Raw genomic sequence first — 19,181 nt, forward strand, 5'->3', positions numbered from 1 at the left:
AGTAGTAGTAGTAGTAGTAGTAGTAGTAGTAGTAGTAGTAGTAGTAGTAGTAGTAGTAGTAGTAGTAGTAGTAGTAGTAGTAGTAGTAGTAGTAGTAGCGGCAACGACGGCTTGCCGCGCAACTGGCGCAGCCGCCTGATGTGGCGCGGCGCGCGCACCCTGCCGACGGAGCGCTGATCATGGTCGAATTCACGCTGTGGGACATCGCCCGCAACCTGCTGCTCGCCGCGCGCTGGACCGTGCTGCTGTCGCTGATCGCGTTCGTCGGCGGCGGGATCGTCGGGCTCGTGCTGCTCGCGATGCGCGTGTCGCCGATCGCGTGGCTGCGCCGCATCGTCGTGCTGTACGTCGAGGTGTTTCAGGGCACGCCGCTCTTGATGCAGCTTTTTCTCGCCTTCTTCGGCTTGCCGCTGATCGGCATCGACGTGTCGCCGTGGGCCGCGGCGACCGTCACGCTGACGCTCTATACGAGCGCGTATCTGGTCGACATCTGGCGCGGCTGCGTCGAAGCGGTGCCGCGCGGTCAGTGGGCCGCGGGTGCGAGCCTCGGCATGACGTTCGGCCAGCAGTTGCGCTACATCGTGTGGCCGCAGGCGCTGAAGATCGCGGTCGCGCCGAGCGTCGGTTTTCTCGTGCAGGTGGTCAAGAGCACCGCGCTCGCGTCGATCATCGGCTTCGCCGAACTGACGAAGACCGGCACGATGATCACGAATGCCGCGTTCCGGCCGTTTCCGATCTATGGCATGGTCGCGATGATCTACTTCGCGATGTGTTTTCCGCTGACCTGGTATGCTCGCGTGCTCGAAAAGCGGCAGAAGGTGGGACAGCATCGGTGAGGTGAGGTGATTCGCGGTCTGTAGTTCAAGTCACGGATACGTGCTGCCGGGAAGCAATCTTGATGCGCGAGACGAACCACGCCGCGAGCACGAACCACCCCGCTGCGACGACGAACGCGACGACATAGGCGGGTCCGGCACCGGCAAACGCCTTGACCCATGACAGCATCCAGCCGGTCGCGGCAGGGCCGAGGATCTGCGGTAGCACCATCGACACTTGCCAGATGCCCATGTCCTTGCCGCTGGACGCATCGTCCGGCAACACTTGCAGCGCGAGTGCCCAGTCGACGGCTTGATAGGTTCCGTAAGCGGCGCAGAAAACCAGCCCGACGGTGATCACCAGCAACAGGTTTGGATGCAACGCCAGCAGGACAAAGCCGATCGCAGCTCCGGCCATGATCCAGCTGGTCAGGCGGACGACGGGAACGACGCCGTGCCGGTCGGCGAGCCGTGCGCCCAGCAGGCTGGCCGGGATCGCTAGCACCACGCCGACGCCAAGCAGCCCATTCAGGAGACTGGTCGGATGACGAATGCCGATCACGTCCTGCAGGTAGTACAACATGAAGGCGAAGATCGACCAGATTCCCATGTTGCCGAACAGACGGGTTACCAGCACCCAGTAAAAGTTTCGGTGCAGGCGTGGATCGAGATAGAACGAGCGCATGAACGTGACGAGCTCGAACCGTTGTCGGGATCTGACAGGTATCGGCTCGCGCGAGCCGCGAATCGTCAGCCAAAGGCAGAGCAACATGATCGCAATGAACGCGGCAACCGTAGGATACAGGTGGCCCGGCGAATAGAGGACAACGAGCACCACGTTGCCAGTGATCGTGCCGAGCACGGTCATCACGTTGAGCCACGCGCTCGCGCGGTTGGTTTCCTGTTTTGGCACGACATCGGGCACCAGCCCGGCGTACGGCCCCGCCGCCCAGTTCCACCAGAACTGGAGATGCAGGAACGCGAGTGTATACATCCCTACGCTCCCCCCGCCGTTGAATGAACCAAGCCATACCAGTGCAACCGCAATGCCGAACACGCCGGTGACGAGAAACGGTCGCCGGCGTCCATGTTTTGCAGAGCAGCGATCCGAAAGCGCGCCGGCCAATGGCGCCACGATCATCGCAATGAATGCGCCGGACGCAATGACGGAGCCGGCCACGCCTTCCTTCAACGCGGCATCGCGTCCGAGCATAGCGGCGACCTGTGCCGGCACGAGCACCGGAACGACCGTCATCCATTGGGTAAAGAGCGCAAACCACAGCGACGCGATCTGTATGTGACTGAGCGTCGACAGGCGAGAAGCCGACGGTGTGACCGACACGTTTCGGGCTTGACTGGGTAGGGTCATGTCGGAAGTCCATGAGCTTCGCGCAGAGACTTCGACGCCGCACGGCGGACGAAGGTCGTGGCCAATTCTGAGAGCCGTTCGAACCCGACGGGGACTCCCATAGGACCAATGCGCCCGTATCGGTCGTGATGCTAATGTCGGCATTGGCCGACGGCGAGTCCATCGACGAAGGCGCGGTGTGCCGTCCCACTATGATAGCTGCCGTCGGTTGGCCCACAACCTGAAACGGCGCGAGGTCGGCAAGCGCGCTTCTGCGCCGCACTTAGCCGGCGATCAACGCCCCGCCTGCGTCGACTGCCGCAACTTCGCCACCTCTGCCGCACCGACCGCCGGCGCGCCGTTGTTCCAGCCAGCCCGCACGAAGCTCAGCACATTGGCGATCTGCTGATCGTCGAGCACCGCGGCGAAGCCGGGCATCGGAAACGGCGACGGCACGCCGTCGATCACGAGATCGCCGGTGCCGTTCAGCGTCACGTTGATCAGCGACGACGCGTCCTTCGCGAGCACGTTCGGATTGCCGGCGAGCGGCGCGAGCATCGGCGCGAAGCCGTGCCCGTCGACGCCGTGGCAATGCATGCAATACGCCGTATAGACGCGTGCGCCGGCATCGTTCGCGGGGCGATCGAGCGACACCTTCGTCGCCTGCGGATCGTACGTATAGGCCGCCGCGCCGGTGCCGCCGACCGGCGACAGCGACTTCAGATACGTCGAGACTGCCGCGACGTCCTGATCGCTCATCGCTTGCGTGCTGTTGTTGATCACGCTCGTCATCGCGCCGAACGCCGATGCATGGCGATTCGCGCCGGTCTTCAGGAACGTGCGCAGATCCTCGTCGCTCCAGCGGCCGAGCCCGGTGTTGTGCTCGCCCGTCAGGTTCGACGCGAACCAGCCGTCGAGCAGCGCGCCGCTCAGGAATGCGCTGCCGCTTTCGTCGAGCGCACTTTCCTGGAACGCAACACCGCGCGGCGTGTGACACGACCCGCAATGTCCGAGCCCTTGCACCAGATACGCGCCGCGATTCCACGCGACGTCCTTGCCCGGCTTGTCGCGATACGCACCCTTCTCGAGAAACGCCATGTTCCAGAACATCAGCGGCCAGCGCATGTTCAACGGCCACTTGATGTCGGACTCGCGATTCGCCTGCTGCACTGGCGCGACGCCGTGCATGAAGAACGCGTACAGCGCCTTCACGTCGTCGTCGTCGACCTTCGCGTAGGACGGATACGGCATCGCCGGATACAGGTTGTGGCCGTCTTTCGCGACGCCCTCACGCAGCGCCCGCGCGAAGTCGGCTTCCGTGTAGCCGCCGATGCCGGTCCGTGCGTCGGGCGTGATATTGGTCACGTAGATGCGGCCCATCGGCGTGTTCATCGGCAGGCCGCCGGCGAACGGCTTGCCTTTCGGCGCGGTGTGGCAGGCGGCGCAATCGCCGAGTTGAGCGAGGTAAGCGCCGCGTTGCACGAGCGTTTGATCGGCTGCGCCGGTGGCTGCCGGAGTTGCGGCATCAGCAGGCGCCTGGGCGATAAACGGCAATGCGACGCATAGCGCCGCGCCAAGACCCTTCCACATTTTTTTCATGTCGGGCTCCTTTCGCGTCAGGCGCTGTGCAGTTGGCGGCCAACCGGCAATTGCCGCAGCCGCGTGCCGGTGGCCGCATAGATCGCGTTGGTCAGCGCGGGCGCGAGCGCCGCGGTGCCGGGTTCGCCGATGCCGCCGGGCGCCTCGCCGCTCTTCACGATATGCACGTCGATCGGCGGCGTCTGGTTGATGCGCAGCATCCGGTAGTCGGTGAAGTTGTTCTGCTCGACGCGACCGTCCTTGATCGTGATCTCGCTATAAAGCGCCGCCGTGATGCCGAAGATGATGCCGCCCTGCACCTGCGCTTCGATCGTGTTCGGGTTGACGAACATCCCGCAATCGACCGCGCAGTTGACGCGCTTGACCGTCACTTCGCCCTGCTCGAGCGCGACCTCGACGACGATCGCGAAGAAGCTGCCGAACGCGTGCATCACCGAGATGCCGCGCCCTTGCCCCTTGGGCAGCGCGCTGCCCCAGTTGCCCGCTTGCGCGGCCAGGTTGAGTACGTTCAACGCGCGCGGCGATTTGCCGAGCAGATCGCGCCGGTACTGCACCGGATCGATCTTCGCGTGCGCGGCGAGTTCGTCGATGAAACTCTCGACGACGAACGTGCCGCGCGTCGGCCCGACGCCGCGCCAGAACGCGGTGGGCACCGCGTGCGGTTCCACGCGCACGTAGTCGACCAGCTGGTTCGGCAGGTCGTACGGGAGATCGGCGGCGACCTCCACCGCGTCGGGGTCGAGCCCGTTCCTGAACGCGGGCGGCGCGAAGCGCGCCATGATCGACGACCCGGCGATGCGATGCTGCCACGCGATCGGTTTGCCGTTCGCGTCGAGCCCGGCCGAGATCGTGTCGTAGTAGTACGGCCGGTACATGTCGTGCTGGATGTCCTCCTCGCGCGTCCACAGCACCTTGACCGGCGTCGACACCTGTTTGCCGACCTTCACGGCCTGCGTGACCATGTCGGTTTCGAGCCGCCGTCCGAAGCCGCCGCCGATCAGATGGTTGTGCACGATGATCTTGTCGGCGGGCAAGCCCGTGACCGCGACCGCCGCATCGACGACACGCGTCGGCACCTGCGAGCCGAGCCAGATTTCGCAGGCGTCGCCGCGCACGTGGACCGTGGCGTTGACCGGCTCCATCGTCGCGTGCGCGAGGAACGGCTGCTGGTAGACCGCGTCGACGCGCGACTTCGCTTCGCCGAACGCGCGGCCGACGTCGCCGTCCTTGCGCGCCACTGCGCCGCCATGTTGCGAGGCCGCCGCGAGATCGTCGACGATGCGCTTCATCGATACCTGTGCGCCCGCGCCTTCGTTCCACTTGATGTCGAGCGCCTGCAGGCCGCGCTTCGCGGCCCACGTGTGAGCGCCGATCACCGCGACCGCGTTGTCGAGCTTGATGACCTCGCGCACGCCGGGGATCGTCTTCGCATGCGTATCGTCGACGCTCGCGAGCGTGCCGCCGAACACCGGACAGTTCGCGATCGCCGCGTAAACCATGTCAGGCAAGCGCACGTCGAGGCCGAACTGCGCGGTACCGTCGACTTTCTCCGGCGAATCGAGACGCTTCGCCGGCGTGCCGATCAGCTTGAAGTCCTTCGGGTCTTTCAACGGCACGTTCTGCGGCGCGGGCAGCGCGGAGGCGGCCTGCGCGAGCTGACCATAGCTCGCGCTGCGATTACTGGCCGGGTGGATCACCTGACCGGCCTGCGCATGACAACTCGCCGGATCGACCTGCCACTGCTGCGCGGCCGCGTTGATCAGCATCACGCGCGCAGTCGCGCCCGCGCGGCGCATCGGCTCCCACGCGAAGCGGATCGACGTCGAGCCGCCGGTCAACTGGCCGCCGAGCAGCGGGTCCATGAAGAGCTTTTCGTTGGGCGGCGCGTGATCGAGCGTGACCGTGCCGAGCGGCACTTCGAGTTCCTCGGCGATCAGCATCGGAATCGACGTATAGACGCCCTGACCCATCTCGACCTTCGGCATCACGAGCGTGACCTTGCCGGCGTTGTCGATCTGGATGAACGCGTTCGGCGCGAACACGCCGCTTTGCGGCGCTTCGTTCGCGTCGCCGCCGATCACGCTCTTGCCCGCCTTCTGATCCTGGCTCGCGGCCGGCATGCTGAAGCCGAGCAGCAGACCGCCGCCGGCCGCGGCGCCGACCGTCACGCCGAATTTGAGGAAGCCGCGCCGCGAGATGCCGCGCGCATGCCGCGCGTCGGTGTCAGCCGGTTGCGCGCCGTTCTGTGCATCGAGCAATCCCTGGGACATGTCAGGCCCCCTTCGCGGCGTGCTTGATCGCCGCGCGCACGCGGTGATAGGTTCCGCAGCGGCAGATGTTGCCCGCCATCGCGGCGTCGATGTCGGCGTCGCTCGGATTGGGATTGCGCGCGAGCAGCGACGCCGCCGACATCACCTGCCCCGACTGACAGTAGCCGCATTGCACGACGTCGAGCTCACGCCAGGCCTGCTGCACTTTCTGGCCCGTGGGCGTGGCGCCGAGCGCTTCGATCGTGACGATCTTGCGCTCGCCGACCGCCGCCGCCGGGAACACGCACGAGCGCACCGCGACGCCGTCGAGATGCACGGTGCATGCGCCGCATTGCGCGATGCCGCAGCCGAACTTGGTGCCGGTCAGCCCGACGAGATCACGCAGCACCCACAGCAGGGGCATGTCGGGCGGGGCATCGACGGTATGGGTTTCGCCGTTGATATTGAGCGTTGTCATGAGCGGCTCCGGGTGGGATGTTGTTGTGGTCACGCGGTTTAGATCGCGACACCGCACCAGACCGCCGACATGCACCGGTTTTGTTCGGCGTGTCACGCTAATAAGCCATGAAATGCGGCCTGTGAGCGAGCGGGTGTCGCAAGAAAACCGGCCGATTGTAGTCGTGTCGAAAGAAGTTCGCTTTGGCGGTGTCAGGCGGCACATCGCATGCTGTGCGCGGTGGATCGCATGTGTGGGCTGGAGCGATGCGTTACCATCGACGGATCGATCCGTTAGCGTGATCGCGCGACCCGCTGCATCGCACTGCGTGGTGTTGCGACGCACGATTCCGTCGAATCACCTCAGCCGCTGGAGCCGCCGATGAACGACCCGCAATGCACTCAATTCCTCACGGAGATTCGCCGACCATTGCTTGCGCTGCACAAGGCGATTCTCGATCACGAACGCGCCGCGTACGAAAAGGAGTTCGGCCCGGTAACGCCGGCGGCATTCCTGCAGGTGCTGATCAACGGCTCGGGGTTTCGTTGGCTGACGCCGCTGTCGACGGTGATCGCGAGCGTCGACGAAGTTCTCGACGACGCGGAAGCCGAGGCCGGCGACCGTCTCGCGACCGCCGAGGCCGTGGTCGGCCTGTTCTCGCCCGATCAACCGCACAATCACTTCCTGCCGCGTTATCTGCCGCTCTTGCAGGCCGATCCCGCGATCCTGCATTACCACGGCGAGGTAGCGCGGCTGCTGCGCGGAGGGCAAACGACGTAACGGCGATCCGCGCCAGGCACGGCGGCGGCGCGTGCGCTGCCTGCCGGCTCCTGCATTGCCTCACCGTTCATAAACGGCTGCGGGTCGAGGCCGCATGGTTGATCGTCGGTATTCTTGCGCAGATCGAGCGGAATGCTCTTACTTAAAGGTACTTTTGCAACGATTCGTCGACCGCCGGAATGCGCGGTCGATCAAATTACCTGGTTTAGCTGAATAAATCCAAGGTGAGCTTTTGCGGGAACGTGGAAGCTCAGCCGCGCCCCTGCGGCAGATAAGGCAGCGGATCGACCGGCTTGCCGTCGCGCCGCACTTCGAACCCCACCGACACACGCGAGTTGTTCTCGTCGCCCATCTCCGCGATCTGCTGTCCCTTGCGGACGATGTCGCCCATCTTGACCATCAGCTTGCGGTTGTGCGAATACGCGGTCAGAAAATCCTTGTTGTGCTGGACGATGATCAGACTGCCGTAGCCGTTCAGTCCGGTGCCCGCGTACATCACCTTGCCGTCGGCGGCGGCTCGCACCGGATCGCCCGCGTTGCCGCCGATTTCGATGCCGCGTGTTTCGCCGGGCTGGAACGCTTCGACGACGCTGCCCGCGGCAGGCCACGCGAGCGTTACGCTGCTCGCGTGCCGGCGGGTTTCCTGCGTGACTTCGCGCACTGCGGTGGCATCCGGCGCCGGCGCGGCGGACTGTGTCGAAGCTTGCGCCGACGTTTGCGCTGTCGCTTGTGACGCACGCCGCGCCGCGGATTGCGCCGCCGCCTTTGCGGCGGCCGCCGCATTGGCCGCCTTCACCGCGCGCACCGTTTCCGGCGACGCAACTTGCAGCACCTGCCCCGGCTTCAGCCGCGCCGACGCCTTCAACCCGTTCCATGCCTGCAACTGCTTGACGCTGATGTGATGATGCTGCGCAACCCGCGCGAGCGTGTCGCCGCGCCTGACCCGATACACGAGCGGCGGCGACTTTTTCAGCGGCGCGTTATCGCTGGCGTCGATCGACAGCGGCGCGGCTGCCGCCGGGTCGCCGGACGCCGCTCCCGTCGCATTCGCCGCCGGCACGCCGGACGCCGCGTTGGCGCTGGTTGCCGCACCGTTCTGCGCATTGGGCTGCCCGACGTTCGCACAACCGCTGACGGCCAGCGCGACCCACGCGCCAGCGAGACTGGCCAATAACGTTCTGTCGAAACGCTTTCTCATCCTGTTCGACTCCTGCTCTATGAATGCGCAAGCCGGATAGCCCGATGCCGCGGCGCTCATTTCCTGCCTGCTTGCCGATCAAATTTCTCGCGGAATTCTAAAGCGTCGTTTAATAAAAACGCGCTGCCCCACACACTCTGATACAGACGTTACGAGCCGTATTTCCGCGTTACGACCCGCACGTGTATCGGGACGCCAACGACGCACACATCACCGCTTCGCCGCGGCGCGTTCAGACTTGTTGACATTCGACTTATCGGCAGGCGGGAGGGGAACTTGAATAGCCATGCGTCGCGTCGGAGGGCGCAAAAAAGGCCAGCCTTCGAAATCCGAAGGCTGGCCTTTTTGCGTTTGACGGGCAGCGAACTAGAACTTATGCCGGATCGCCGCGCGTACGACGACCTGCTTCGACGTCGACGACGGCGACTGCGTGCCGGGGATGAATGCGAAATCGAGGATCGATAGCGTGGAATCGCCGGTGACCTGTTGATAGGCGCCCTGCAGATAGAGGTCGGTGCGCTTGGACAGGTTGTAGTCGGCCATCAGGCCGAACGTATGGATGCGCGGCTTCACGCCGCCGTTCGATGCGTCGTAGGTTTCCATCGTGTACACGTACTGCGCGCCGACGAACAGCACCGGCGAAATCTGATATTTGCCGTTGATCTCGAAGTTCTGATACTTGAGCGAATTCAGCAGCACGCCCGGCGGTGTGACGGGCACGAGCGGCACCAGCGGCTCGATGCCGAGATAGCCGTTTGCGGTCGGCTCCAGGTAGTTCGAATTGCTATAGACGAAGCCCGCCGTCGCCGGTCCGAACGTATAGGTGATGCCGCCGCCGAACACGCGCAGGCGCGTCGCGACGAAGCCGGCGTCGTTCGCGGTGATCGCCCCGTTCGAGCCGTTGCCCGGATTGTCGGCCTGCAGATAGGCGGCCGCGACCAGCAGCCCGCCGTACGTGTACTGGCCGCCGAAGCTGTAGGCGCGATTGTTGGCGAAGTTCGTGTCGTTGCTGAAGCTGTAGGTGCCGCCGAACTGGAAGCCCGAGATCGACGGGGTCGTGTACTTGACGGTATTGTCGAGGCGGAACGTGTTGTCGGTGTTGTCGTTGTCGTACGGATGCGAGAACAACTCGCCGCCCCAATTGCCGTTGGCCGTCGTCTGCGCGAGATAATCGACGACCGAGTCGTATTGCCGGCCGAACGTCAGCGTGCCGTACGCCTGTGAACTGAGTCCGACGAAAGCCTGCCGGCCGAACAGGCGGCCGCCTTGCCCGAGCCGCCCGGAATTCAGATCGAAACCATTCTCGAGCTGGAAGATCGCCTTCAGGCCGCCGCCGAGATCTTCGGAACCCTTCAGGCCCCAGCGGCTTCCCTGCGCAAGACCGCTGGCGAGTTCATAAACATGGCCGTGGCCGACATTGTTCGTGTAGTTGATGCCTTCGTCGATCACGCCGTACAGCGTGACGCTAGTCTGCGCGGCGGCAGGCGCGGCAAGAACGGCAGACGCAGCAATGGAGACAGCCAGCGCGAACACTTGCTTGTTCATGATGATCTCCCTGCACCTCGAGTGATAGGACAACTCGATCCGGCCGCTTTGTTCTCTTTGCTCTTTATTCTCGTCACTTTTCCAGCAGTTCTGAAGACTGCTCCAATAGCTGCGCTTTTCCGGAAATCCTCACACGACATCGGCTGGCCGTCCATGAGTGGATGCGCCAAGCATCGAGAATGTTGCTAATTCTCCACTGCGCGTTGCTGCCTCTTTTTTCGTAACGTCGCTTCAGGTAAACAGCAGCCGCTGCCGCCCGTCTCGCTGCGTCATTGTCATGAAAAGAAATATAATCCTGCGCCTTGCTGCGATGCAACGGAACTCGGCGTCACCGCGAAGGTCATCTTCACAGCCCGCTGACACGGCCGCCTTGCGATACCGGTCGAGCGTGGCAAGATGGGCCACAGGCGACGCCAGCACGGATCACCTCACCGCCGCAGCACCCAATCCCATATTAAAAAGCCTTGTGAGACGCCCGCCGCGCTGGATCAGCGCGCCGTCGCACGAGGCTGCCTTTGACGCAAACAATGGCCAAGTCATCTTCCCGCCTGATCGAGCTCGACTTTTTCCGCGGACTGGTTCTGCTGATCATCGTCGTCGATCACATCGGCGGCAGCATTCTGTCGCGCGTGACGCTGCACGCGTACGCGCTGTGCGATGCCGCCGAAGTATTCGTGTTCCTCGGCGGCTTCGCGACCGCCACCGCCTATGCGACGCTCGCCGAGCGGCGCAATGAGACGATCGCGCGCGGCCGCTTCCTGCGCCGCTCGTTCGAGATCTATCGCGCGTTTCTCGTCACCGCCGGGCTGATGCTGCTGGTCAGCGCGGTGCTAACCGCATTCAGCATCGACGGGCCGAATCTCGCCACGACCGATCTCGACGACCTGATCGACACGCCGCTTGCCGCGCTGCGCGACATCGTGCTGCTACGCCGCCAGCCGTACCTCGCGTCCGTGCTGCCGATGTACGCGTTGTTCGCGCTGCTGGTGCCCGCGATCCTGCCGCTCGCGCGCAGCAAGCCTTGGCTGCTGGTCGCCGGCAGCGTCGCGCTGTGGGCCGGCGCACCGGCGGTCAGCCAGTACCTTCCCGCCGCGCCCGACATGCACTGGGACTTCAACCCGTTCGCGTGGCAACTGATGTTCGTGCTCGGCGTGCTCGCGCGCTGCCAGCCGGTGTATCAGCGCACCTGCGCGCATCGATCCGGGTGGCTCGTCAGCGTGCTGGCGTTCGCGGTGGTCGTGGGCGCCGCGTACTACAAACTCGTTCTGCTGCATGCGCCACCTGCCGCGAGCCTCAAGCAGGACCTGTCCTACCTGCGCGCGGGGAACTTCCTCGCGATCGCGTGGCTCGTCGCCAATCTGGTCGAGCTCGGCTGGGCGAAGAAGGTCGCGCGGCGGCTGCCGTGGGTCGGCGTGATCGGGCGTCAGGGTTTGCTGTGCTTCATTGCCGGCGCGGTGATTTCGCTGGTGATCGACTCGGTGCTCTACGCGGCGACCGATGGCTACCTGAACTATCCGCTCGGACTGCTCGCCGATGCGGCCGCGGTCGGCGCGCTGTTTGCCGTCGCGTTGGCCGTGGAACCGCTGAAGCGGGTCGTCGGGCGGCTCGTGGACGGGCGGCTGCGGACGTCGGGCTGAAGAACTTTTCGGCAACGTTTCGAGCGCCCTTCGAGCGCGTCCCTGACGCGTCGCGATTCTCGGGGCACTTGACGTCCCCTTGGCGCCCGAAGAACTTTGCGCGCATAAAGCGCCGTCCTTCTCTGCGCCACTTTCCATCTCAAATCTGGCGTCAATGCTGATAGCATGACGGCCGCGCGCGAGTCCCGCGCCCGCCGTCCTTCCCTACTGACATGCGTCGAGTCTTCGGTTTCGCCCTCGCACTGCTTGCCTTCGCCGTCGGCGCGCCCGCGTTCGCGAGCACGGTCGCGAGCCGCAGCTTCCATTCCGATGCGCTCGGCCGCGACTGGAACTACACGATCTACCTGCCGGGCGGCTATCGCGCGGACGGTCCGCGCCTGCCGGTGCTCTACCTGCTGCACGGCAATAACGGCGACGCCAACGACTGGCTCACGCAAGGTCATTTGCAGAACGCCGCGGACACGCTGATCGAGCGCAAGGAGATTGCCCCGGTCGTCATCGTGATGCCGCAAGGCGGCACGGACTGGTACGTCGACCGCAAGGAAAAGATGGAGAGCGCGTTCTTCGACGATCTGCTGCCCGAGATCGAAACGCACTACGCGGTCGCGACGCAGCGCGGAGGCCGGATGATCGGCGGCGTGTCGATGGGCGGCTTCGGCGCGCTGCGCTACGCGCTGACGCAGCCCGAGATGTTTTGCGGCGCGCTGCTGCTCAGTCCGGCGATCTACGCGAACGAGCCGCCGCGCGCGTCGGCGGCACGGCGGGTCGGCGTATTCGGCGAGCGCCAGTTCGATCCGCGCGTGTGGCACGAGCTCAACTATCCGGCGCAGTGGGACCGCTACATGAGCCAGGCATATCGCCTGCCGATGTTCATCGCATCCGGCGACGACGACCTCGAAATCCAGGCCGACGCGTCGCTGCTGTACACGCATCTGCGGCTCGCGGGCAATCCGGCGGCGCTGCGCATCATCGACGGCGGCCATACGTGGGACGTGTGGAGCGCGCTGTTGCCCGCCGCGCTCAAATACACGCTCGGCTGCGTGAAGCCGCCGGCGCAGGAGCATCCGTCGAATCAGCGCCCTTGAGCCGGCGCGGCACGCGAGGCGCACGGCCGCCCAGCCCCGCGTCCCTCGACGCCCGCGCTACTCCACGAGATCGGTCCACAGCACCATCAGCACCGTCATCAACGCGGGGCCGATGAAAATCCCCAGCAGCCCGAACGTCTCCGCGCCGCCGAGAATGCCGAACAGCACGAGCAGAAACGGCAGGCGCGTCGAGTTGCCGATCAGCACCGGCCGCACGAAGTGCTCGGCGACGAACACGACGACCGCGCCGAACACCAGCAGCCCGGCCGCCGCGACCATCGAGCCCTGCACGAGCAGCCACAGCGCCGCGAGACCGAACACGATCGGCGCGCAGAACGGCAGCATCGCGGCGATCGCCGTGACGGAGCCGAGCAGCGCCGCATGCGGCAGCCCGGTCACGAAGTAGGCGACGCCAAGCAGCAGGCCTTCGCCGACGCCGACCACGATCAACCCCGACACGGTGCCGCGCACCGCGATACCCATATGCGCGACGAGGTCCGCGCCGCTATCGCCGAAACCGCGTCGCGCGGCCTTCAGCAGCGAGCCGGACAACCGCGGCCCCGCCTGAAAAATCACGAACAGCGTCACCAGCATGAACGCGAACACCATTGCCGCATGCGCGGCGCGCGCGCCGAAAAGCCGGCCGAGCGTCATCACCGTATTGCTGTGCAAGCCTTTCATCGCGGCCGAGTCGCGCAGCGGCTGAGCAAGATTGGCCTGCCACCAGGAAGTGATCTGCTGCACGCCGAACGGCAGACGGTTGATGAAGTCCGGCAGCGCGATGCCGTTCTCCTGCACGCTGCGGAACCAGTCGTTCAGCTCGTGCGCCTCGCGCAGCGCCTGGGCGATGCCGAGCCCGACCGGCAGCAGCACGAGCACGGCGATCACCAGCGTGAAGACCGTCGCGAGCAAGGTCGCGCGCCCCTTGAACCAGTGGCTGCCCGCCACCTTGTGCAGCAGCGGCCACAGCGCGATCGCGACGACCCCGGCCCACGCCACCACCACGATGAAATCGCGCACCACCCACAATGCGAGCAGCGCGAGACCGATATAGAGCACGACCGATGCGGCCTTCTGCTTTTTCAGGCGCTCGGCGGCGACGGACGACGCTTCGGGAGAGTTGGGAGGGACGGCGGGAGAGCGTGGAATCATGTGAACTCTTGTGTTTTTGAACGGCGCGCGCGCGAGCCGACCTGAAAAATTCAAACCCGCTACACTGACGGCTCAGTTCGCCGCCCGACATTCGACATCTTAAAGGAAGCGTTGCCGCCTCTTTCCCGGCCGCCCTCCTCGTCGCGCCACAAGCAACACAGCGTTGCAAAGATGTGCATTATTAAAAAATCACATAAAAATGCCTGCAACGCCTGTCATTTCGGCGAATCGCTAATGTCAAGTCTGATTATTGCTAATTCCGGAACGGTGTTTCAACGATGACACAATGGCTATCCGGCGCGCGTGGGACTAAATTCGGCACTCCACAACACGGAGCCGATGATGACCCTGGAGTCCATCCCCCTCGACGGTAGCAATGGCGTACGCATCGAAATTCTCGAGAGCTCCGACACGACGCTGGTGATCCGCTGGGTCGAGCCGGGCCGCTGCCACTACGGTGAGCAGCGCTGGCGCCGTCGCTCGGCGCATTCTTCCGGCACCTGCGCGGTGTCGCGCCGCAAGATCCGTCGCGGTGACCCGGTGTTCAAGCCGGCCGAGCGCCCGGCGCCGTCGAATGCGTCCGCCATGATCTGCGCGGAAATCCTCGAACCGCTGCTTGAAGCGGCCTGACGCACGGAACGTTCCCGAGTCCCGCGCACTAAGCGCGGGTTTCAACCCGTTGTTCCAGGGGCGATCTCCCTACTGCCCACGTGCCCTTAGCGAGCGCGTGCCCGGCGGCCGCGGCATCGCACGATGCGGCGCCGCGCCGGCCCCGCTGCCGGTTGCCGCCCCGCGCCTCGTGCGTTAAGGTGGACTCGTTGCGCCCGCCCGAGCGCCGGCTCGCTATCCGGTGCCGGCCGCGCGCCTTCCACCACCGCGCCGCGCCCGCCGCGACGCCGTTTGAGGGCCGATCATGGCAGAAGACACGCCGCAAACCCGCGCGGCCAACGCCGCTTCCACGCCTCCCGCCTCCTCCGCTCCTTCCGCTTTGCTAATCCCGCCGCAGCAGTTCTCTCTCGACGTGCTGCTCGAAAAGTATGCGAAAGGCGACGAGCAATCGGCCGACGATGTATATCGCCGCGTCGCGCGCGGCGCCGCCGAGGCCGAGCCGCCCGAGTTGCGCGCGTCGGTCGAGGAACAGTTCGTCGACAACATGCGCCACGGCGCGCTCGGCGCGGGCCGCATCATGAGCGCGGCGGGCAGCGGCATCGCCGCGACGCTGATCAATTGCTTCGTGCAGCCGGTTGGCGATTCGATCCAGGGCGTCGATGAACAGGGCTTGCCCGGCATCTACGTGGCGCTGCTGCAGGCGGCCGAAACGATGCGGCGCGGCGGCGGCGTCGGCTACAACTTCTCCGCGATCCGGCCGAAGGGCGCGCGCGTTCACACCACGAGTTCGGCCGCCTCGGGTCCGTGCAGCTACATGGACGTGTTCGACGCGTCGTGCCGTACCGTCGAAAGCGCGGGCTCGCGGCGCGGCGCGCAGATGGCGGTGCTCGACTGCAACCACCCCGACCTGCTCGAATTCATCGAGGCCAAGCATTCGAAGGGACGCTGGAACAACTTCAACGTGTCGGTCGGCGTCACCGACGAGTTCATGCGCGCGGTCGAAAACGACGAGGCGTGGCAACTGGTCCATCGCGCCGAGCCGTCGCCTGCGCTGCGCGCGGCCGGCGACGTGCGGCAGCGCGAGGACGGCCTGTGGGTCTACAGCGAGCACCCGGCGCGCGCGATCTGGGACCGCATCATGCGCTCGACGTACGACGTCGCCGAGCCCGGCATCGTGTTCATCTCGCGGATGAACGAGGACAACAATCTGCGCGCCGTCGAAACGATCCGCGCCACCAATCCGTGCGGCGAGCAGCCGCTGCCCGCCTACGGCTGCTGCAATCTGGGGCCGCTCAATCTGACGCGCTTCGTCGTCGATCCGTTTGCGCAGTTGCAGGGCCGCCAGCCGTCGTTCGACTGGGACGGCCTCGCGCGGCGCACCCGCACGCAGGTGCGTTTTCTCGACGACGTGCTCGACGTCACGCTGTGGCCGCTGCCGCAGCAATACGACGAATCGCGCGCGAAGCGGCGCATCGGCGTCGGCTTCACCGGCCTCGGCGATACGCTCGTGATGATGGGCCTGCGCTACGACTCGCAGGAAGGCCGCGATTTCGCGGTGCGCATCGCGCGGCTGATGCGTGACGAGGCGTATCGCGCATCGGTCGAACTCGCGAAGGAGCGCGGCGCGTTCGAGCTGTTCGACGCCGCGCGCTATCTGGAAGCCGGCACGTTCGCGTCGCGCCTGCCCGACGACATTCAGCAGGCGATCCGCCGCGACGGCATTCGCAACAGCCACCTGCTGTCGATCGCGCCGACCGGCACCGTGAGCCTCGCGTTCGCCGACAACGCGTCGAACGGCATCGAGCCGGCGTTCTCGTGGACTTATACGCGCGTGAAAGTGATGGCCGACGGCGGCCGCGAGTCGTTCGACGTCGAGGACTACGCGTACCGGCTCTATCGCGAGCTCGGCGGCGACGTGAGCCGGCTACCCGACTATTTCGTCAGCGCGCTGCAGATGTCGGCGCGCGACCATCTCGACATGATGGCGGCCGTCCAGCCGTACGTCGACACGTCGATCTCGAAGACCGTCAACGTGCCAGCCGACTATCCGTTCGACGCGTTCGAAAGCCTCTACTTCGATGCATGGAAAAGCGGGCTGAAGGGCCTAGCCACCTATCGCCCCAACGACACGCTCGGCGCGGTGCTGAGCGTGACGCCCGCGCAGGCCGACGACACGCTCGCCGAGATGGACCAGGACCCGCTGCGTATCGCGATCGATCATCGGCCCAGAGGCGAGTTGCCGGCGATCATCGAGAAGGTCGAGTATCTGACCCAGGCGGGCAAGAAGTCGCTATATGTCGCGGCGTCCTTCATCGAGGTGACGGGGCGGCTCGGCGGCGAGGACGTGACGATCGAGCGGCCGATCGAGTTCTTCATTCCGACCGGTCAGCGCGACGAGTCGCAGCAGTGGATCACCGCGACGATGCGTTCGCTGTCGCTGGCCGCGCGCGGCGGCTTCGTTGCGCGCAATCTGCAGGATATGCGCAAGGTGTCATGGGATCGCGGACAGGTGCGGCTTGGCGACGTGCAGCGTCTCGACGGTCATCGCGCGCCGCGCTGGCACGATTCCGAAGTGGCGGCGCTCGCGTTCGCGATCCAGCAAATCCTGTATCGACGCGGCTTTCTAGACGCCGAGGGCAATCAAGTCGCGTCGCGGATGCTCGCGCGTTTGCCGCGCGGGCACATGAAACCCGACATGGCGCTGTCCGCCGATTTCGGCATCCGTCCGAATCCAGCGGATAGCGCCGACACCTTGCTGCAGCCGAACGGCACGCAAGGACTGCACACGATGCTCGGACGCAAATGCGCTTCGTGCGGCGCGAATGCGGTGATTCGCAAGGACGGCTGCGATTTTTGTACCGCGTGTGGGGAGGTGGGGGCGTGCGGGTAGTGCGAGGCGAGGAGCGCGCTGGCACCCAGGCCGAACGCGCTTATTGAAGGCGATGCCTCACCCCACCTTCGCGTAGTAAAGATTCTGCGGATGCTTCGCCTCCGCGAAGAAAAACCAGCGCTCCGCCACGAGCCCCGCATACTGCACGAGACAAGCCGCGGCCAGCAAGCCGAACGACCCGCCAGGCGAACGCAGCCCCGCGCCCAGCACGATCAACACGACCGGCACGACGAACGCACCCACGAGAAAGCCCCATTTGACGCCACGCAACGTCCGCGCCGATTTGCCGTGAAAAAACTCGCGCAAATTGAACGCACCGGCGGTGAAGCCTCGTGACACCTGCACGAGCTTCGGATTGCGGATGCCCGTCGCGCTCTGCACCGTCGATTTCGGCCGCAAGCGCGCATTGCGCATGAGCGACGCGTAGCGGCTCGCGCAACCGGCGAGCGTCAGCAGGCACGCGCAGATCGCCAGTCCCGCCGTCAGCGCGGGCGCGAACCATGCGCTCAGTGCGGTCGCGAGCGTCAAGCCCGATGCGCAGCCGAGCAGCACGAAGTTCACCAGCGTCAGCGGCGTCGCCCACTCCTGCAGAAAGCGCAGGCATGCATAGATCATCGCGGTGCAGACGAACAGCGCGGCGCTCGCGAGCACACCGAGCCAGCCGAGCGCGAGCGACCACGGCGAGCCCAACCAGTGCGCGACGCCGTACAGGAACGCGCACGCCAGAAACGCCGGCAGGCACAGGCATTCGCGCGACAGCCACGAGGTGCGCCACATCGCGATCGCGCGCCACGCGCGTTCCGGATGGCCCAGATGGAAGAACGACGCGATCAGACCAAGACCGCCCAGCAGCACCGCGAGCGCCGCGCCGCTCACGTAGAACGCGGTGGCGGCGGGTTGCGCAACGACACCCAGGCACGCCGCACTCTCGACGCCGACGAGCGCGATCAACAGCCCCTGCGCCGCGCCGCTCAGCGTGGTCAGGAAGACTACGGAAAAAGCCGGATTCATCGTGTGGCCTCGTTGTCGTTCAAATGCGCTTCGCGATCGACGCGAGATGCACTTCGCCATGCGCGAGCTGCCCCTCGAGCTGCGAGTCGGGCGAGCCCGACGTGTGCGTGGCATCGCCGGTGGTCGTTCCTGACGATTTGCACGAGCACCCGTCGCCGCCGCAACTCGCGGACGCGATCGGCACGCGCGGCAAATAGTGATTCGCGGGGCGCGTGCCCCACTCCGGCATCAACTGATAGCCGCCGCGCTCGCGGATCGCTTGCGACACCACCGACTCCGGATCGTGGATATCGCCGAACAGCCGCGCGGATGTCGGACATGCGAGCACGCAGGCCGGCTTGCGATCGCGCTCGGACAGATGCTCGTCATGAATGCGATCGACGCACAGCGTGCACTTGGTCATTTCCTTGCGCGCTTCGTCGAGTTCGCGCGCGCCGTACGGGCATGCCCAGGCGCAATACTTGCAGCCGATGCAGCGATCGAAATCGACCAGCACGAGACCGTCTTCCTTGCGCTTGTAGCTCGCGCCCGTGGGACACACCGGCACGCACGGCGGGTCCTCGCAATGCAGGCACGACTTCGGGAAATGGATCATCTCCGTGTCGGGGAAGCTGCCCGCTTCGAAGCTCTGCACGCGGTTGAAGAACGTGCCGGACGGGTCCGCGTCGTAAGGATTGAAATCGGCGAGGCTGCCCGATTCGCCTGACGTGTTCCATTCCTTGCAGCTCGTCACGCACGCCTGGCATCCCACGCATACGTTCAGATCGATCACCAGCGCCATCTGGGTCATTGCAAGCTCCTTGCCG

The 19,181-nt window shown here is 65.4% G+C and carries 17 protein-coding genes; 6 read left to right on the top strand and 11 right to left on the bottom strand.

The features are described from left to right. Positions 1 to 181, bottom strand: a 181-nt coding sequence (locus HDG37_RS17835; protein WP_184049892.1) for a hypothetical protein, incomplete at its 3' end; no start/stop codon positions are given. Here HDG37_RS17835 and HDG37_RS17840 point away from each other — a divergent pair. After that, positions 180 to 836 carry an amino acid ABC transporter permease gene (locus HDG37_RS17840; RefSeq protein WP_184034006.1) on the top strand — a complete coding sequence of 219 codons (657 nt, stop codon included), beginning with the start codon at positions 180 to 182 and terminating at the stop codon, positions 834 to 836. The two genes, HDG37_RS17835 and HDG37_RS17840, sit on opposite strands and share 2 nt — an antisense overlap. 25 nt (positions 837 to 861) lie before the next feature. Here the strand turns inward: HDG37_RS17840 and HDG37_RS17845 are convergent, their stop codons facing one another. The 4 genes from HDG37_RS17845 to HDG37_RS17860 form a co-directional block, all read right to left on the bottom strand. Next, positions 862 to 2,184 carry an MFS transporter gene (locus tag HDG37_RS17845; protein ID WP_184049894.1) on the bottom strand — a complete coding sequence of 441 codons (1,323 nt, stop codon included), beginning with the start codon at positions 2,182 to 2,184 and terminating at the stop codon, positions 862 to 864. A 273-nt stretch (positions 2,185 to 2,457) separates the two neighbouring features. Further along, the gene (locus HDG37_RS17850) at positions 2,458 to 3,762 is read right to left on the bottom strand and encodes a cytochrome c (RefSeq protein WP_184049896.1); all 1,305 of its coding nucleotides are present in this window, start codon (positions 3,760 to 3,762) and stop codon (positions 2,458 to 2,460) included. Between the two features lie 17 nt (positions 3,763 to 3,779). Next, positions 3,780 to 6,032, bottom strand: coding sequence for a xanthine dehydrogenase family protein molybdopterin-binding subunit (locus HDG37_RS17855; RefSeq protein ID WP_184049898.1), 2,253 nt, complete (start codon positions 6,030 to 6,032; stop codon positions 3,780 to 3,782). 1 nt (position 6,033) lies between these two features. Next, a complete protein-coding gene (locus HDG37_RS17860; RefSeq protein ID WP_184049900.1) occupies positions 6,034 to 6,489 on the bottom strand; it encodes a (2Fe-2S)-binding protein in 456 nt (151 codons plus the stop codon). A 360-nt stretch (positions 6,490 to 6,849) separates the two neighbouring features. Here HDG37_RS17860 and HDG37_RS17865 point away from each other — a divergent pair, with 360 nt between their 5' ends. After that, positions 6,850 to 7,248, top strand: a complete 399-nt coding sequence (locus tag HDG37_RS17865) for a hypothetical protein (RefSeq protein WP_184049902.1) — start codon at positions 6,850 to 6,852, stop codon at positions 7,246 to 7,248. A gap of 250 nt (positions 7,249 to 7,498) precedes the next feature. Here HDG37_RS17865 and HDG37_RS17870 read toward each other — a convergent pair whose 3' ends face one another. From HDG37_RS17870 to HDG37_RS17880, 3 genes are all read right to left on the bottom strand, one after another. Next, entirely contained in the window at positions 7,499 to 8,446 is a 948-nt protein-coding gene (locus HDG37_RS17870) for a peptidoglycan DD-metalloendopeptidase family protein (protein ID WP_184049904.1), read from the bottom strand. 366 nt (positions 8,447 to 8,812) lie between these two features. Further along, positions 8,813 to 9,991, bottom strand: coding sequence for a porin (locus HDG37_RS17875; RefSeq protein WP_184049906.1), 1,179 nt, complete (start codon positions 9,989 to 9,991; stop codon positions 8,813 to 8,815). A 73-nt stretch (positions 9,992 to 10,064) separates the two neighbouring features. After that, positions 10,065 to 10,307 (bottom strand): hypothetical protein, encoded by a 243-nt coding sequence (locus tag HDG37_RS17880; protein WP_184049908.1) that lies wholly within the window; start codon positions 10,305 to 10,307, stop codon positions 10,065 to 10,067. Between the two features lie 211 nt (positions 10,308 to 10,518). On the opposite strand from HDG37_RS17880, the gene HDG37_RS17885 reads away from it, so the two are divergent. Then, positions 10,519 to 11,628, top strand: coding sequence for an OpgC domain-containing protein (locus HDG37_RS17885; RefSeq protein WP_184049910.1), 1,110 nt, complete (start codon positions 10,519 to 10,521; stop codon positions 11,626 to 11,628). A gap of 212 nt (positions 11,629 to 11,840) precedes the next feature. Next, entirely contained in the window at positions 11,841 to 12,713 is an 873-nt protein-coding gene (locus HDG37_RS17890) for an alpha/beta hydrolase family protein (RefSeq protein WP_184049912.1), read from the top strand. Positions 12,714 to 12,770: 57 nt separating this feature from the next. Here HDG37_RS17890 and HDG37_RS17895 read toward each other — a convergent pair whose 3' ends face one another. Then, a complete protein-coding gene (locus tag HDG37_RS17895; protein WP_184049914.1) occupies positions 12,771 to 13,865 on the bottom strand; it encodes an AI-2E family transporter in 1,095 nt (364 codons plus the stop codon). Positions 13,866 to 14,207: 342 nt separating this feature from the next. Between HDG37_RS17895 and HDG37_RS17900 the strand changes: the two genes are divergently transcribed. Together HDG37_RS17900 and HDG37_RS17905 are read left to right on the top strand one after the other, a co-directional pair. Beyond that, a complete protein-coding gene (locus HDG37_RS17900; RefSeq protein WP_013091570.1) occupies positions 14,208 to 14,495 on the top strand; it encodes a DUF3331 domain-containing protein in 288 nt (95 codons plus the stop codon). A gap of 283 nt (positions 14,496 to 14,778) precedes the next feature. After that, complete coding sequence (locus HDG37_RS17905; RefSeq protein WP_184049916.1) at positions 14,779 to 17,364, top strand: adenosylcobalamin-dependent ribonucleoside-diphosphate reductase; 2,586 nt, start codon at positions 14,779 to 14,781, stop codon at positions 17,362 to 17,364. Positions 17,365 to 17,421: 57 nt separating this feature from the next. On the opposite strand, the gene HDG37_RS17910 is transcribed toward HDG37_RS17905, so the two are convergent. Both HDG37_RS17910 and HDG37_RS17915 read right to left on the bottom strand, forming a co-directional pair. Continuing rightward, a complete protein-coding gene (locus HDG37_RS17910) occupies positions 17,422 to 18,375 on the bottom strand; it encodes a DmsC/YnfH family molybdoenzyme membrane anchor subunit (RefSeq protein ID WP_184049919.1) in 954 nt (317 codons plus the stop codon). 19 nt (positions 18,376 to 18,394) lie between these two features. Then, positions 18,395 to 19,165: a 4Fe-4S dicluster domain-containing protein gene (locus HDG37_RS17915; protein WP_184049921.1), complete on the bottom strand. Its 771-nt coding sequence runs from the start codon at positions 19,163 to 19,165 to the stop codon at positions 18,395 to 18,397. Between the last annotated feature and the right edge of the window lie 16 nt (positions 19,166 to 19,181).

It is taken from the genome of Paraburkholderia sp. MM5384-R2, from assembly GCF_014201025.1.
GTDB lineage: Bacteria > Pseudomonadota > Gammaproteobacteria > Burkholderiales > Burkholderiaceae > Paraburkholderia > Paraburkholderia tuberum.